Genomic DNA, 15,760 nt, shown 5'->3' with positions numbered 1-15,760 from the left:
GACTGGGCCGTCGCCGTCGCGTGGGCGAGCGGGCGCCGGGCGAGTCGCACGGCAATCACCCGTACGTCCGTCAGCGCCCCTCCCGCGCCCGCGCGGCCGCCTCCGCGCCCGCGGGCTCGACGTCCCGCAGCAGCTGCCCGAACGCCGCCTCGTCGATCACCGGTGTCCCGTACTGCCGTGCCTTGAGCGTCTTCGACGTGCCCGAGTCGGGGTCGTTGGTGACGAGCAGGCTGGTGAGCCGGGAAAGGCTCGTCGCCACGTGCAGCCCCGCCTCGACGGCCCGGTCCTCCAGCAGCTCGCGGTCGACCGACGTGTCCCCTGAGAACGCCACCCGCATGCCCTGCTTGAGGCGTTTGCCCTCTTCGTACCGCCCAGGGTTGGGATAGGGGCAGGCGGGGCGCTTGCGCGAGGGGCGCCAACTGCCCGGACGGTAGTCGCCCGAGGCCTGCCGGCCGATCGTCGGGGAGGCGGACCACTCGGTCAGCGGGCGGCACTCCAGCAGCGGCAGCCGTACGCCGCCCCGCGCGGCGGCGTGCAGGCTCGGCCGGAACGCCTCCGCCAGCACGCGCGCGTCGTCCAGCGCGTGGTGCGCCCGCTGCTGGACGACGCCGAAGTGTGCGGCCAGCGTCTCCAGCTTGTGGTTGGCCAGCGGCAGTCCCAGCTCCTTGGAGAGCGCGATGGTGCACAGCCGCTGCCGGACCGGCGCCTCGCTCTCCGCGCGCGCGTACTCCCGGGCGATCATCGACCAGTCGAAGACCGCGTTGTGCGCGACGAGCACGCGGCCGTCGAGCCGGGCGGCGAACTCCCCGGCGATGTCCCGGAACAGCGGCGCCCCTTCGAGTACCTCGCTCGTCAGGCCGTGGATCCACACCGGGCCCGGGTCGCGCTCCGGGTTGACCAGCGTGTACCAGTGGTCCTCGACCTCACCGCGCGCGTCCAGCCGGTAGACGGCGGCCGAGATGATCCGGTCGTCCCGGGCCAGGCCGGTGGTCTCCACGTCGACGACCGCGTACCCCTCGGGATACGCGGCCGGCCAGGCTGCCGGGGGCGCTGCGGTCGTACGGTCTTCGAGCATGGTCACTGAGGATACGGGCCGCGACTGACAGTCCCGCGCGTACCCGTGCCCGGGAGTCGCCCCGCGCTGCCTGCGCGCGGGGCGCGCACAACCTCGCCGCACGCCAGGTCAGTTCGCCGCCCGCCCGTGCGGTGAGGCGCCACTCACTGTCCGGTTTGTGGGCCTGTACGGCTTTCGGGAGTTGCGTCCGTGAGGCTTCTGGAAGGTGCGTCCGTGAGGCTTCCGGAAGGTGCGTCCGTGAGGCTTCTGGAAGGTGCGTCCGTGAGGCTTCCGGAAGGTGCGTCCGTGAGGCTCTCGGAAGGCCTGTCTGCGGATTCGTTCAGGGAAGCGGGTGCAAGCAGGGAGCGCACCAACGCCCGTACCGACGCGACGAACAGCCGCTCCGAGTCCACCGGACGGGCCAGCGCCCTGGCCAGCGCCGGATCGCTCCCGGCGGCCGCCGTGCCCCACAGCTCCTCCTCGACCGGCTGCTGCGCCGGGGCGCGCTCGCGGTTGCGCTCGACCAGGACGTGGCCGACGACCTGGAACTGCACGGCCCGTACGAGATCGGCGGCCGCCGCACCACGCAGACCCGCCGTGTGCGCCTCGCGCACCAATGCCTGCTGGGCGGGCAGGAACATCCGCTCGGTCAGGCCGCGTTCATGGACCATCGCGATGAGATGGGGGTGGTCGCGCAGTTGCCGGCGCAGGGCGCGCGCGACCGAGACGATGCGCTGCGCGGGCATGCGTCCCGAGGCCCGGATCTCGCCGAGATCGGCGACGGTCCGTTCGACGAGTGCGTCGAGCAGGGACTCGCGGTTGCCCACATGCCAGTAGATCGAGGTGACGGCCGTGCCCAGCTCGGCGGCGAGCTTGCGCATCGTCAGCGCGCCCGGGCCGTGTTGCTTCACCATGTTCGCGGCGGCGTCCAGGACCTCGTCCCGGGTGAGCGCCGCTCTCGCCATGATCCCCCCAAGTCCCGCTCGTGCAGGACGGTTTACCCCGAAGGGGGTCTGCTGTAACTGTGTTACAGATGACGGCCCATCAGGAGAAGGGCGGTACGACATGGCACGAGTGCGCTACGGCCCGCGGACCGAGGCGGAGATCGCCGCCGCGCGCTCCGCGCAGGCGAAACTCCCCGACATCTGGTCCACGGGTGTGGTGGCCGTCTGGGAGAGCGACCCGGACGCGGTCGCGGCGGTGTTGCCGCCCCCGCTCAAACCCATCGGACGCCCCTTGGTGCGGGTGAACATCAGCGAGGTCGACCTGCCGGGATACCCGCTGGGCGCGGGCTCGTTCGCGGTCGCGGCGGCGCACGACGGTGTCGAGGGCTGGTATCCGCTGGTCATGCCAATGACCCACGAGCGGGCCCTGACCGGCGGCCGTGAGGTCTTCGGGGAGCCGAAGAAGCTCGGCGAGGTGACGGTCGAGCGCGACGGCCTTGTCGTCCGGGCCCGTCTCGCCCGGCACGGCATCGCTTTCGTGGAGGTGCGCGGCGCGGTGAGCGGAGAACTGCCCCTGCCGCAGCCGAGCCGGAAGACCGACTTCTACTTCAAGTTCCTTCCCGCCGTGGACGGTTCGGGTTTCGATGCCGACCCGGTCCTCGTGCACTGCGTACGTGACGAGAAGGTGCGCAGGCTGGAGCGGATCACCGGGGACGTGGTCCTGCGCGAGTCGATGTACGACCCCGTCGCCGACCTCCCCGTGCGCCGGCTCGTGGAGATCACCATCGGCGAGAAGACCAGCGACCAGCGAGGCAGGGTCGTCGAACGGGTCAGCGCCGAGGCCCTGCTGCCGTACGTCCACCAGCGCTACGACGACCCCCGGCAGATCCTCGACGCACCGCCCGAGGGGAGTGTGTGATGCGGCTGAGCGCCGGACAGGTCGCCGTCGTCACGGGCGCGGCGAGCGGTATCGGGCTCGCGATGGCGCGGCGGTTCGCCGCCGAGGGCCTGCGGGTCGTCCTCGCGGACGTGGAGGAGGGCGCCCTGGAGAAGGTGGCGGACCTGTTGCGCGAGGACGGAGCCGTCGTGCACGCGCGCGTGGTGGACGTCGGCGAGCGTGCGCAGGTACTGGAGCTCGCCGACGACGTGTACGAACGCTTCGGCGCCGTCCATGTGCTCTGCAACAACGCGGGCGTCGGCTCGGGCGCCGAGGGTCGTATGTGGGAGCACGACCCGAACGACTGGGCCTGGGCCTTCGCGGTCAACGTGTGGGGCGTCTTCCACGGCGTCCAGGCGTTCGTGCCGCGGATGATCGCCGGCGGCGAACCCGGCCATGTCGTCAACACCTCGTCGGGCGACGGCGGTATCGCACCGCTGCCCACCGCCTCCGTGTACGCCGTCACCAAGGCGGCCGTCGTGACGATGACCGAGTCCCTGTACGCGCACCTGAAGGCGGAGCACGCGCGCGTGGGTGCCTCCGTGCTCTTCCCGGGCCCGCACATGCTGCGGACCGGACTGTGGGAGTCGCACCGCAACCGGCCCGCCCGGTACGCCAAGGAGAAGCCCCGCCGGACGCCGTACCGCAGCCTCGCCCAGTGGGAGGCCGCGATGACGGAGGCCGGCCGGGAGGTGCTGTTCACGCCGGTCGAGGAGGTCGCGGACCTCGTCGTGGAGGGCATCCGCGCGGACCGCTTCTGGCTGCTGCCCGAGAGCGAGCACAGCGACACACAGATCCGGGCGCGGGCGCGGTCGATGCTCGACCGCGCGAACCCGTCGTACCTGGAGAGCTTCATTCTGGACCGATGACTGGGGGCTGCCGTGACCGACCAGGACCCGTACCTGATCATCTCCTCCGACTGCCACGCCGGGCTGCCGACCGAGGAGTACCGGCCGTATCTGGAGGCCCGTTTCCACCGGGACTTCGACGAGTTCCTCGCGGGACGCGACCGGCGCCGTGAGGAGATGACACGGCTCGGCATCCGCAACGAGGCGTTCGCGGCCAAGTGGTTCCAGGACAACGAGGAGGGGCTGCGCGGTGGATGGGAGACCGCGCAGCGTCTCAAGGAACTCGACGGCGACGGAGTGGCCGCCGAGGTGGTCTTCCCGGACGCCGACGCGGTCGACAGCCAGACCGCCGCGCCCTTCGGTGTGGGCCTCGGCCTCTCCGGCGACCAGGACCCGGAGCTGGGCATGGCGGGCGCCCAGGCGCACAACCGGTGGCTCGCGGACTTCGTCTCCGAGCACCCCGAGCGCCACTGCGGGGTGGCCCTGCTGCCCGTCACGGCCGAGACCGACCGTGTCGTCGCGGAGGTGTACCGCGCCAAGGAGTCGGGCCTGGGTGCGCTGATGATCCCCTCCATGTGGGTCGACAAGGAGCCGTACCACCACCGCCGTTACGACCCGGTGTGGGCGGCGGCGGCCGAGTGCGGGATGCCGGTCCTCACCCACTCGGGGGCGGCACCGCGCCACGAGTACGGCGACCACCTGGGGATCTTCGTCTCCGAGGTCACCTGGTGGCCGGCGCGCCCGCTGTGGTTCCTGCTCTGGTCCGGGGTCTTCGAACGGCACCCGGGCCTGAAGTTCGGCGTGGCGGAGTCGGGCTGCTGGTGGCTGCCGAACCTGCTGTGGTTCATGGACCGCCTCTATCTGGGCGCGCACGGCGGCAAGAAGCTCTCCCCCTTCGCGGAGCTGAAGCGGCCACCGCACGAGTACCTGGACCGCCAGTTCTTCGTCTGCGCGACCAACACCAAACGACGCGAACTGGCCCAGCGCTACGAGATCGGCGTGGACAACATCCTCTGGGGCAGCGACTTCCCGCACCCCGAGGGCACCTGGCCCGACACGCGCGCGTGGCTGAAGCGCACCTTCCACGACATCCCCGTGGCGGAGACGCGCCGCATGCTGGGCCTGGCCGCGGCGGAGGTCTTCGGCTTCGACGTCGAGAGGCTGACCCCGCTCGCCCGGCGCATCGGCCCGACCCCGGCGGACCTCGGCCAGTCGGCGGACCAGGCGGCCGTGGAGGCGTCCTGGGCGCGCTCGCGCGAGGCGGGCCGCCACTGGCTGACCGGCGAGGACTTCCCGGTCCTGGGAGTGACCCCATGAGCGAGGACCGCTACACCGTGATCTCGGCGGACTGCCACGCCGGGGCCGACCTCCTGGACTACAGGCCGTACCTGGAGAAGCGGTACCACGACGACTTCGACGCGTGGGCGGCCACGTACGTCAACCCGTACGAGGATCTGCTCGCCGACGCGGCCGACCGGAACTGGAACTCGGACAGGCGCCTGGCGGAACTGGAGGCGGACGGGATCGTCGCGGAGGTCGTCTTCCCGAACACCATCCCGCCGTTCTTCCCGTCCGGGTCGCTGTCGGCGCCGGTGCCGACGCGGGAGGAGTTCGAGCGGCGCTGGGCGGGCCTGAGGGCGCACAACCGCTGGCTGGCGGACTTCTGTTCCGCGGCCCCCGACCGCCGGGCGGGCGTCTTCCAGATCCTCCTGAACGACGTGCCTCAGGCGGTGAAGGAGATCAGGCGGGCGGCCGGCGCGGGCCTGCGCGGCGGCCTGCTGCTCCCCGGCACACCACCGGGCTCGGGCCTGCCCGAGCTGTACTCGGCGGCGTACGACCCGATCTGGGCGGTGTGCGAGGAACTGGACGTCCCCGTGAACCACCACGCGGGCTCGGCGTCCCCGCCGCTCGGCGACGAACCGGCGGCGCGGGCGGTGTTCATGGTCGAGACGACATGGTTCTCGCACCGCGCGCTCTGGCACCTGGTCTTCGGCGGCGCCTTCCGCCGCCATCCCGGCCTGAAACTGGTGCTGACCGAGCAGGGCTCGGGCTGGATCCCCGGCGTGCTCGACATGCTGGACTACTACCACGGCCGTCTGGTCGCGGCGTCGACACGCGCGGCCACGGCGGAGGCGAAGTTCGGCGCGGGCCTTGCGACGTCGATGAGCGAGGGCCCGTCGCAGGTGTGGCGCTCGAACTGCTTCGTCGGCGCCAGTTTCATGCGCCCGCACGAGGTGCCGCTGCGCGACCGTATCGGCCTCGACAAGATCATGTGGGGCAGCGACTACCCGCACGACGAGGGGACGTATCCGTACACGCGGGAGGGTCTCAGGTACGCGTACGCGGGCGTGCCGAGCGAGGAGGTGGCGGCGATGGTCGGAGGGAACGCGGCGCGGGTGTACGGCTTCGATCTGTCCGTCCTGGACCCGATCGCGGCGAAGGTGGGCCCGACGGTCGAGGAGATCGCAGAACCGCTGCCGGAGCCCCCGGCGGACGCGACCAGCCCGGTGTTCGCGCGGGGTGGGTCGGTGCGGGTCTGGTGAAGCCCGGGGTGTCATCCTCCGGGTGTGACGGAACCACCCACGCACGACGAGGCCCACGGGGGCGCGCTGGGGGAGCGGCTGAACTGGTTGCGGGCCGCGGTCCTCGGCGCGAACGACGGCATCGTCTCCACCGCGGGCCTCGTGGTCGGCGTCGCTGGCGCGACGACCGACCGCTCGGCGCTGCTGACCGCCGGCCTGGCCGGGCTGCTGGCCGGGTCCATGTCGATGGCGGCGGGCGAGTATGTGTCGGTGTCGACCCAGCGGGACTCGGAGAAGGCGGCGCTGGCCCTGGAGAGGCGAGAGCTGAGGGAGCAGCCGGAGGCGGAGCTGGCGGAGCTGACGGAGCTGCTGGAGGGCCGGGGCCTGTCGCGGGAGGTGGCCCGCGAGGCGGCGGTCCAGCTGACGGCACGGGACGCGCTGCGCGCCCACGCGCGCGTGGAGCTCGGTATCGACCCCGACGCGCTGACGAACCCGTGGCACGCGGCGTGGGCGAGTTTCCTGGCGTTCACGGCGGGGGCGCTGCTGCCGCTGCTGGCGATGGTGCTGCCGCCGGCGGGCTGGCGGGTGCCGGTCACCGTGGTGTCGGTCCTGGTCGCGTTGGTGTTCACCGGCTGGACCAGCGCACGGCTGGGAGCGGCGAAGCCGGGGCGGGCCGTGCTGCGGAATGTCGGGGGCGGGGCGCTGGCGATGGGGGTCACCTATGTCGCGGGGACGCTGTTGGGGGCGGCGGGTGCGTGAGGGGCACCTCTTGGCGGAGATCACCAACAAGCAAGCGCATACCTCCGGTAATACTTGTGGGTAACAACGTCTAGCCCCGGCCGACCAGCGGTTCTACGGTGCACCCATGCCGAACCTGCCCGATGTCGTGCTGTGGTCGATACCCGCCTTCGTGCTGCTCACCGTGATCGAGATGGTGAGCCACCGCATCCATCCCGACGAGGACGAGGAGGGATACGACGCCAAGGACGCCGCGACCAGCGTCGGCATGGGGCTCGGCAGCCTCTTCTTCGACTTCCTGTGGAAGATCCCGATCGTCGCGATCTACACGGCGATCTACGCGCTCACGCCCCTGCGCGTCCCCGTCCTGTGGTGGACCGTCCCACTGATGCTCCTCGCCCAGGACTTCTTCTACTACTGGTCCCACCGTGGGCACCATGTCATCCGGATCCTGTGGGCGTGCCACGTCGTCCACCACTCCAGCCGGAAGTTCAACCTCACCACCGCGCTGCGCCAGCCCTGGACGTCGCTGACCGTCTGGCCCTTCTACGTTCCCCTGGTCGCCGTCGGCGTGCACCCGGCCGCGCTCGCGTTCTGCTCCTCCGCCAACCTCGTCTACCAGTTCTGGATCCACACCGAGCGGATCGACAGGATGCCCCGGTGGTTCGAGTTCGTCTTCAACACGCCGTCGCACCATCGCGTCCACCACGCGTCCCAGGGCGGGTACCTGGACCGTAACTTCGGCGGGATCCTCATCGTCTGGGACCGGCTGTTCGGGTCCTTCGTGGCCGAGACCGAGCGGCCCGTGTACGGGCTCACCAAGAACATCGACACATACAACCCGCTGAAGGTCGCCACACACGAGTACGTCGCCATCGCCAAGGACATCAAGGCGGCGAGCAGTTGGACGGAGCGGGCCGGACGGGTGTTCCGCGGGCCGGGCTGGCAGCCGGCGGCGAGGGACGTCGTCACGGTGACGCCCGTCGCCGAGAATCCCGCCGCGTGAGAGCACCGCAGTGAGCCCTCACCGTGAGCGCCTCGCGCGCGTGCTCCCCGTGCTCCCCGTTCTCTTCTGGGCGGTGGTCGTCGCCGACCTCGTCTCCCTCGCCGGCGGGTACGCCCTCGGTCACACCCTCGCCAAGCCCCTCTTGATGCCCCTCCTCGCGCTCCACGCGCGCGTGTGCGGCGGGCCGCGCCTCCTGGTCGCGGCCCTGCTCCTCGGGTGGGGCGGCGACGTCCTGCTGCTGTCCCACGCCGACGCCGCCTTCCTCGCCGGCATGGCGTCCTTCGCGGCCGGGCACATCTGCTATCTCGTCCTCTTCCGGCGGTACGGCAGCGCTGCACGCACGGGTGGAGCATGGCTCACCGGCGCCTACGGCATCGCCCTCGTCGCCACGGTCGCCCTCCTGTGGCCCGATCTCCCGGCCGGTCTGCGTGTCCCCGTCGCCGGTTACAGCCTGCTGCTCACGGCGATGGCGTACGGCGCGACGAGGCTCGGACTCGTCGCGGGCGCCGGCGGTGCGCTGTTCATGCTCTCCGACACGCTCATCGCGACCGGGGTCGCCGACTGGCCGCAGCTCCCGCGGCCCGACTTCTGGATCATGCTCACGTACATCGCCGCGCAGTTCCTGCTGGTCCGAGGCACCCTCGACGAGCGACATGCACCGGCGACGGCGTACCGTGAAGTGCGCCCGACCACCCCCTGAGCGCACCCGCACCGGACCGATCGCACGAGAAGGACCCTCGCCATGCGCGCCACCACGATCCACGCCCCCTACGACATGCGTGTGGAGGACGTGCCCGAGCCCGTGGTGCAGCTGCCCACCGACGCCGTCGTCCGCGTGCTGCGGGCCTGCATCTGCGGCAGCGACCTGTGGGCGTACCGCGGTGAGGCGGCCCGGCAGCCGGGGCAGCGCATCGGGCACGAGTTCCTCGGCGTCGTCGAGGAGACCGGCTCCGATGTGACCGGCGTCCGGCGCGGCGACCTGGTCGTGGCGCCCTTCATGTGGTCCGACGGCGTCTGCGACTACTGCCGCGAGGGGCTCACCACCTCCTGCGAGCACGGTGGCTTCTGGGGCTCGGTCGGCTACGACGGCGGACAGGGCGAGGCCGTGCGCGTGCCCTTCGCCGACGGCACCCTCGTGCGGCTGCCGAAGGAGGCCGCCTCCGACGAGCGCCTGCTGTCCGCGCTGCTGACGCTCTCCGACGTCATGGGCACCGGGCACCACGCCGCCCTCGGCGCGGGAGCCCGCCCGGGTGCCACGGTCGCCGTGGTCGGGGACGGGGCCGTCGGGCTGTGCGCGGTGCTGGCCGCCAAGCGGCTCGGCGCCGAGCGGATCATCGCGCTCGGACGCCACCAGGTCCGTACGGACATCGCGCGCCGCTTCGGCGCCACGGACGTCGTCGCCGAGCGCGGGGACGCCGCCGTCGACGCCGTCCGCGAACTCACCCGCGGCCAGGGCGCGCACGCCGTCGTCGAGGCGGTCGGTACCGAGCAGTCCATGCGGACGGCCGTGAACATCACCCGGGACGGCGGGGCCATCGGCTTCGTCGGCGTCCCGCACGGCAGCGGCACCGGCCTCGACCTCAGCGTCATGTTCGACCGCAACATCGCCCTGCGCGGTGGCGTCGCACCCGTCCGCGCGTACATCCCTCAGCTGCTGCCCGACGTCCTCGACGGGACGATCGACCCGTCGCCCGTCTTCGACCGGACCGTCGGCCTGGAGGACGTGCCCGAGGGTTACAAGGCGATGGACGAGCGCACCGCCCTCAAGGTGCTCGTCACCAACGGCTGACCAACGGCCCACTCACGACCAGCGGATCGGCAGCGGCAGCGCCGTCAGAAGCCCCGACACCGCGACGACCAGGCCCAGCGCCACCACTTCCGCGCGCGCGGGAGCGCAGGCGCCGAGCGGGTCGGCGGCGCGCCGCATCCGCTGCCGCGAGACCAGGGCGAGCACGGCGACGACGGCCACGAGCAGCAGTTTGGCGAGCAGGGCGCGGCCGTACGCCGTGGTCGTCAACTGGTCGAGGACCGTGTCCGGCGGCATGCGGCGCAGTGAGCTCCACACCCCGGTCGCGGTGATCAAGGCCAGCAGAACGGCCGCCACGCGCGCGTAGAGCCCCAGCAACGCGGCGCCGATCCCTGAAGACGCACGCCAGTGCCGCAGCGTGCGCAGGACGTGTTGCAGTCCGCCCGCCCACAGGGACGCGCAGACGAGGTGAACGGCTGTCAGGCCGGAGCCGACCAGCGGGCCGTGCTCCGTCGTGGGGTGGGCGCGCAGCGCCTCGGCGACGATCACCGCGGCCGGCGGCCACACCTGGAGGGACGGCCGACGTGAGAGGGCGGACAGCCCGGCCACGAGGAACGCGTTGACCTCCAGGAGGGCCAGCGAGCCGTCCCGCGTCCGGTACAGCCCGCCCACGTCGATCTCGGCGAGCCCGTGCGGGACCAGATTGCCGGTGGCCACGACCGACGCGAGCCCCAGCGCGGCGACGAAACCGGCGCAGGCCGCGTACGGCGCCCAACTGCGCGGCGCGTCCGCCAGGGGAGCGCCCGGCACCCGACGGGCCAGCCGGGCCACGAGGAGCTCGCCCGCGGGTACGCACAACGCCGCGAACAGCAGGGTGCGCAGCAGGCCTATACCGCCGGCTCCGGGGGCGGCGGCCTCACCCGTGCCGTGCAGCGCGGCCGAGGGGCCGAGCAGCGGGATCAGGGCGGCGACCGTCATGAGAGCGAGCGCGATGACGGCCCGGCGGGCCGAGGGGCGGGGGACGGGGGCGGCGACCGGGACGGGCACATGGGCCGCGCCCGTCCCACCGCCGTCGGTATCGGTATCGGTATCCGTCTCGGCATCGGCCGTGGGTCGTGTCGAGCTCACGTCACGATCGTCACCAGACGCCACAGAACGGGGCAACCACAGAGAAACAACTGGGAGAGTGGCATTCCGCCTCATAGTAGCTATTTCGGCCATCCGGCCGACTCAGTCTCCGGGCGGTACCGACGCCCACCGCGCCGGGTCCTCCCCCCACCGCCCCGGTGGCCGCGCCCAGTCGTCCGGCCCGCCCGCGAAACGGACCGGCGGCAGGGCGTACCGCAGCCGGCCCAGCACGCTGTCGGTCTCCACGAGCCAGGGATCCGGGCCGTCGTACGCCGCCCGCGCGCGTTCGGCGTCCCGGGTGGCCCCGCCCGTCAGCCAGGCCGCAGTCCGGGCCAGCGCCAGCCGCACGACCCGGCTCCCGCCCTCCTCCGTCTGCTCGGTGAGCGACCTCAGGACCGCGGCGGCCAGCAGATATCCCGTGCCGTGGTCGAGGGCCTGCGCGGGCAGCGCGCCCGGCCGTTCCACCGAACCCTCGGTCACCGCGATGCCCGTGGCGACCTGCACCAGGCTGTCGAAGCCACGCCGCCCGGCCCACGGCCCGTACCCGCCCCACGCAGACAGCCGGGCCACCACAATCCCGGGCCGCCGCTCGGCCAGCTCCTCGGGGGCGAGCCCGAACCGGTCGAGCGCGCCGGGCCGGTAGCCCGTGACGACGACATCCGCCCGCGCCAGCAGCTCGTCGAACGTCCGGTGGTCGGTGCGCGCCGTGAGGTCCAGGACGGTGGATCGCTTCCCGACGTCCATGTCGGCGTGCTGATCGGGGAGTTCGGGCATCCGTGGGTCGTCGATCCGCAGGACGTCCGCGCCGAGCAGCGCCAGCGTGCGGGTGGCCACCGGGCCCGCGATGACCCGGGTGAGGTCCAGGACACGCAGGCCCGCCGCGGGCAGCAGCGGCTTCCCGGCGAGCGGTACGAGTGGTCGTTCGGGCGCGTCGTCCAGGCGCTCACGGCCCACCAGCGGGTGCGCGGCGATCGCGCGGCCCTGCTCGTGCGCCGCCCACTCCTCGGGTGTGCGCAACGCGACCGCGAGCCCCCCGGCCGCGTACACGCTCTCCTCCACCTCGGCGGACGGCCGCCCGGCGAGAGCGGCGGCCACCCTCTCCACGGACGCGTCCGCGGCGAGCCCGAGGGCGCCGAGCAGGCGCTCGCGGTGATGCGGATAGTTCGCGTGGGTGCGCACCCAGCCGTCCGCCGTGCGCCAGAAGCGGGACAGCGGTGCGAAGTTGACCGGTTCGCGCCCGTCGACCAGCAGATGTCGTTCGCTGTGGAAGGCGGTGGCGATCGCCCCGTCGTCGACCCGCACCTCCGGCACGGCCGACAGCCCGGCCCGCCGCGCGCCCCACTCGGCGGCGGCCAGCGCGCACGCACCGACACAGGCCCGCGCCACCTCCCGTACGGGCAGGCGCGAGGGCAGCACCCCCTCCCGTGCGAGCGTCGAGATCCGCGGCATCAGCGCGGGATCCCCACCCAGTGCCGCCCACGCCATGTCCATATCGGCATCCGTCATGAGGCCACTGTGCCGGGTGTACTGGATCAACATCGCGAGAGGGGCCCGGCGACGGCCGGGCCCCTTCCGCGTGTACGGCGCTTGCCTCGCCGACTACGGCACGGCTACTTCGTCACGGCCTTCAGCGCGTTCACGGTCCCCCACCCGTAGAACCCGTTGTGGTTCGTCGAGCCCTCGCACACGGCGTCGATCTTGCCGTCGGAGTCGATGTCGTACGGATCCGTGCACGGCGTGGCGTCGGCCTCGGCGTACAGCAGGGCCTTCACCAGGGCGGCGGGGGCGTGCGGATGCGTCGACTTGATGAGGGCTGCCACCCCCGCTACGTGCGGCGACGCCATCGACGTGCCCGCCATGTAGCCCCACTTGCCGCCGGGCAGCGGGCCGAGGATCAGACCGCTGGTGGCCGGCGGGGCCGGGGTCTGGTAGCGGGTGGCGTCGCCGCCGGGCGCGGCGACATCTATGACGCCGAGACCGTAGTTGGAGAAGGACGACTTGATCCCCTTGGCCCCGGTCGCGGCGACGGTCACCACACCCGGCAGCTGGGTCGGGATGTCGAAGCACGTGTGCGGGTCGATCACCCGGTCGCTCGGCGTGCCGTCGTTCGGGGAGACCGGGTCGGTGATGGAGTCCGCGTCCAGGTCGTAGTTCTCGTTGCCGGCGGCTGCGACGTTGACCGTGCCCTTGCGCTCCGCGTACCGCGAGGCCCGGGTGATGGCGTCGACGAGCGCCTTCTGGTCCGGGTCGTCGGTGCAGTTGAAGTACCAGGGGTCGGTGTAATAGCTGTTGTTGGTGACGTCGACGTGGTGCTCGGCCGCCCACACGAAGCCGCACACGACGGCCTCGGTGTAGAAGTAGCCCGCCGTCGTGGCCACCTTGATCCCGGCGACCTTCACGCCGGGCGCGACACCGGTGATGCCGACGCCGTTCTTGGCGCCCGCGATCTCGCCCGCGACGTGCGTGCCGTGCGGGCTCTCCGCCGCGCTCGGCCGCCAGGCCCCGTCGGTGGTGTCCGGCTTGCCCGACACACAGTTGACGGACGCGTCGCGGTCGAAGTTCGGCGCGATGTCCGGGTGCGTGTCGTCCACGCCCGTGTCGATGACGGCGACCGTGACGTCACGGCTGCCGAGCGTCTTCTCGTGGGCCTTGTCCGCCTTGATGGCGGGCAGGTCCCACTGCAACGGCTCCAGTGGGTCCTGTCCGTCGGCCGCCTGGGCGCTCGTGACCTCGTCGGCGGTGAGCACCTTCGGCGTGCCGACGTCGGTCGTCGACTGTGCGGGCAGGGGTGCGTTGCGGGTGGCGCCCGCCGACTGCACTCCGCGCACCGTGCGGATGGTCTTGGCGAAGTCGGGGTTCGAGGAGTGGACGACGATCACGCCGATCTCGTCGTACGCGACCACGATCGTGCCGCCCGCGTCGGCGATCGCCTTCGTCACGTGCGCGGCCGTGCCGTGTCCGGGGCGGACGTTGACGACGTAGCTGAGCGAGGCCGCGTCCGCCGTCGCGGCCTTCGGGGCCGCCTGCGCCGCGGATGCGGTGACGTTCGGCAGGAAGGCGAAGGCGGTCGCCATGGCCATCCCCAGAGGCAGGACGACGAGGCGACGGGAGCGCTTGCGAGGCGCTGTCATGAATTCTCCAGTTCGTTCGCGGTACCAGCGGTACGAGCCGTGCGAAAGCTCAACCGGCAGGGCAGGAGGGCTACTTGACGGCTCGCAGGGCGTTGACGATGCCGAAGCCGTAGAAGCCGTTCACACGCTTGCCGCCCACGCACGTCGCGTCCACGACCCCGTCGCCGTTGCCGTCGTACGGGTCGGTCGGGCAGCCGGGGTTGTCCGCCTGCGCCTTGAGGAGCGCCTGGAGCTGCGCCGGAGTCGCCCACGGGTGTGTGGACTTCAGCAGCGCGGCCACGCCCGCCGCGTGCGGGGACGCCATGGACGTGCCCTGGAGGAAGCCGTACTGGTTGTTCGGCATCGTGGACAGGATGCGGCCGTTCTTGGACGGGGTGTCCGGGATCTTGTACTTGTCGCCGCCGGGCGCCGCGATGTCGATCACGCCGTCGCCGTAACTGGAGTAGTACGACTTGGCGTTCGTGACCCCCGTGGCGCTGACCGTGACGACACCCGGCAGCTGGGTCGGCACGTCGAAGCACTCGTGCGGGTCGACCGTGCGGGTCACCGCGGTGGAGTCGTCGGGGCTGGAGTCGTCGACGAGCGCGTGGGAGTCGAGGTCGTCGTTGGAGTTGCCCGCCGAGGCGAGGTTGAGGGTGCCCTTGCGCTGGGCGTACAACTGGGCCCGGTTGACCGCGTCGACGATCGCCCGCTGGTCCGGGTCGTCCATGCAGTTGTACAGCCACGGGTCCACGTAGTAGCTGTTGTTCGTGACCTCCACGCCGTGGTCGGCGGCGAACACGAACGCGCAGACGACGCTCTCGGGGTAGAAGAGCTCGCTGACCGGGTCGGCCACCTTGATGCCGGCGACCTTGACGTTCGGGGCGACACCGGCGACACCGATGCCGTTGCGGGCCGCCGCGATCTCACCGGCGACGTGCGTGCCGTGGTAGTGCTCGGGGACCGCGGGCCGCCAGGCGCCGTAGGAGGTGTCCGCCTTGCCGCCCACGCAGTTCGCGGACTGCGACGCGGAGAAGTTCGGGGCGAGGTCCGGGTGCGTGTCGTCGACGCCGGTGTCGATCACGGCGACCGTGACGTCACGGCTGCCCGGGTTGATCTTCGCGGCCTTGTCGGCGCCTATCGCGCGCAGGTCCCACTGGTCGGCCTCCAGCGGTTCCTCGCCCGACGCCGTGCTCCGAGCGGTGATCTTCGCCGCCTCCGCCTTCGTCAGGTACTGCGCGGCGCCCTCGTCCGTGGTGCCCGCGGCCGTCAGCGGCGCGGTCCGGGTCGCACCCGCGGACTGCACTCCGCGGACGGCACGAAGGGTCTTGGCGAAGTCCGGGTTCGCCGAGTGGACGACGATCACGCCGATCTTGTCGTACGTCACCACGATCGAGCCACCGGCCGCGGCTATCGCCTTCTGCACCGACGTGATCGTGTGATGGTCCGTCCTCGTGTTGACGACGTAGGCGAGTTCGGGGCCTTCGGCGGTCTGCGCGGTGGCGGTGGTGGTGGTGCTCGGAGCGGCTGAGGCAGCGCTCGGCAGGAAGCCGAGGGAGGCGGTCAGCGACAGCACGACCGGGACGGCGAGGGCGAGCCGGCGTCTGGAACGCAGATGAGCCATGGGGTCTCCACATCATCCGGAAACGTGAACGAGCCGGAACGCGGTTGGCGTCCGGCAGGTACATGACGGGTGGTGCAGGGTGAAACTATCCGGCGACCCGGC

At 72.0% G+C, this 15,760-nt stretch carries 13 protein-coding genes and 1 pseudogene; 8 read left to right on the top strand and 6 right to left on the bottom strand.

Features of this window, described 5'->3' with window-relative positions; genetic code table 11:
• Positions 1 to 70: 70 nt before the first annotated feature.
• Together Q2K21_RS25095 and Q2K21_RS25090 are read right to left on the bottom strand one after the other, a co-directional pair.
• A complete protein-coding gene (locus Q2K21_RS25095; protein ID WP_310775256.1) occupies positions 71 to 1,075 on the bottom strand; it encodes a DEDDh family exonuclease in 1,005 nt (334 codons plus the stop codon).
• Between the two features lie 329 nt (positions 1,076 to 1,404).
• A pseudogene (locus Q2K21_RS25090) lies at positions 1,405 to 2,019 on the bottom strand (TetR/AcrR family transcriptional regulator); the annotation flags it as partial.
• Positions 2,020 to 2,119: 100 nt separating this feature from the next.
• On the opposite strand from Q2K21_RS25090, the gene Q2K21_RS25085 reads away from it, so the two are divergent.
• The 8 genes from Q2K21_RS25085 to Q2K21_RS25050 all read left to right on the top strand — a co-directional run bounded on the left by Q2K21_RS25085 (position 2,120) and on the right by Q2K21_RS25050 (position 9,838).
• Positions 2,120 to 2,917, top strand: a complete 798-nt coding sequence (locus Q2K21_RS25085) for an acetoacetate decarboxylase family protein (protein WP_310775254.1) — start codon at positions 2,120 to 2,122, stop codon at positions 2,915 to 2,917.
• A complete protein-coding gene (locus Q2K21_RS25080; RefSeq protein ID WP_310775252.1) occupies positions 2,917 to 3,804 on the top strand; it encodes an SDR family NAD(P)-dependent oxidoreductase in 888 nt (295 codons plus the stop codon). Before Q2K21_RS25085 ends, Q2K21_RS25080 begins: the two co-directional genes overlap by 1 nt.
• 12 nt (positions 3,805 to 3,816) lie before the next feature.
• A complete protein-coding gene (locus tag Q2K21_RS25075; RefSeq protein ID WP_310775250.1) occupies positions 3,817 to 5,100 on the top strand; it encodes an amidohydrolase family protein in 1,284 nt (427 codons plus the stop codon).
• Positions 5,097 to 6,326, top strand: a complete 1,230-nt coding sequence (locus tag Q2K21_RS25070; protein ID WP_310775248.1) for an amidohydrolase family protein — start codon at positions 5,097 to 5,099, stop codon at positions 6,324 to 6,326. The genes Q2K21_RS25075 and Q2K21_RS25070 overlap by 4 nt, the downstream gene beginning before the upstream one ends.
• Positions 6,327 to 6,350: 24 nt before the next feature.
• On the top strand, positions 6,351 to 7,064 hold the full coding sequence (locus tag Q2K21_RS25065) for a VIT1/CCC1 transporter family protein (protein WP_310775246.1): 714 nt from the start codon (positions 6,351 to 6,353) through the stop codon (positions 7,062 to 7,064).
• 106 nt (positions 7,065 to 7,170) lie between these two features.
• Entirely contained in the window at positions 7,171 to 8,049 is an 879-nt protein-coding gene (locus Q2K21_RS25060) for a sterol desaturase family protein (RefSeq protein WP_310775244.1), read from the top strand.
• Positions 8,050 to 8,089: 40 nt separating this feature from the next.
• Positions 8,090 to 8,749: a lysoplasmalogenase gene (locus Q2K21_RS25055; RefSeq protein ID WP_310775242.1), complete on the top strand. Its 660-nt coding sequence runs from the start codon at positions 8,090 to 8,092 to the stop codon at positions 8,747 to 8,749.
• A 42-nt stretch (positions 8,750 to 8,791) separates the two neighbouring features.
• Entirely contained in the window at positions 8,792 to 9,838 is a 1,047-nt protein-coding gene (locus Q2K21_RS25050) for a zinc-dependent alcohol dehydrogenase family protein (RefSeq protein WP_310775240.1), read from the top strand.
• Between the two features lie 12 nt (positions 9,839 to 9,850).
• Here Q2K21_RS25050 and Q2K21_RS25045 read toward each other — a convergent pair whose 3' ends face one another.
• The 4 genes from Q2K21_RS25045 to Q2K21_RS25030 all read right to left on the bottom strand — a co-directional run bounded on the left by Q2K21_RS25045 (position 9,851) and on the right by Q2K21_RS25030 (position 15,658).
• Positions 9,851 to 10,924: a CopD family protein gene (locus Q2K21_RS25045; protein WP_386276041.1), complete on the bottom strand. Its 1,074-nt coding sequence runs from the start codon at positions 10,922 to 10,924 to the stop codon at positions 9,851 to 9,853.
• Positions 10,925 to 11,026: 102 nt separating this feature from the next.
• Complete coding sequence (locus Q2K21_RS25040; RefSeq protein ID WP_310775238.1) at positions 11,027 to 12,430, bottom strand: CoA transferase; 1,404 nt, start codon at positions 12,428 to 12,430, stop codon at positions 11,027 to 11,029.
• A gap of 104 nt (positions 12,431 to 12,534) precedes the next feature.
• Positions 12,535 to 14,055, bottom strand: a complete 1,521-nt coding sequence (locus tag Q2K21_RS25035) for a S8 family peptidase (RefSeq protein WP_310775236.1) — start codon at positions 14,053 to 14,055, stop codon at positions 12,535 to 12,537.
• Positions 14,056 to 14,125: 70 nt separating this feature from the next.
• On the bottom strand, positions 14,126 to 15,658 hold the full coding sequence (locus tag Q2K21_RS25030; protein WP_310775234.1) for a S8 family serine peptidase: 1,533 nt from the start codon (positions 15,656 to 15,658) through the stop codon (positions 14,126 to 14,128).
• Positions 15,659 to 15,760 lie beyond the last annotated feature (102 nt).

Source organism: Streptomyces sp. CGMCC 4.7035, assembly GCF_031583065.1.
Classification (GTDB): domain Bacteria; phylum Actinomycetota; class Actinomycetes; order Streptomycetales; family Streptomycetaceae; genus Streptomyces; species Streptomyces yaanensis.
Note: the sequence above shows the minus strand (reverse complement) of the source record. Positions and strands in the feature narration are given on the sequence as shown.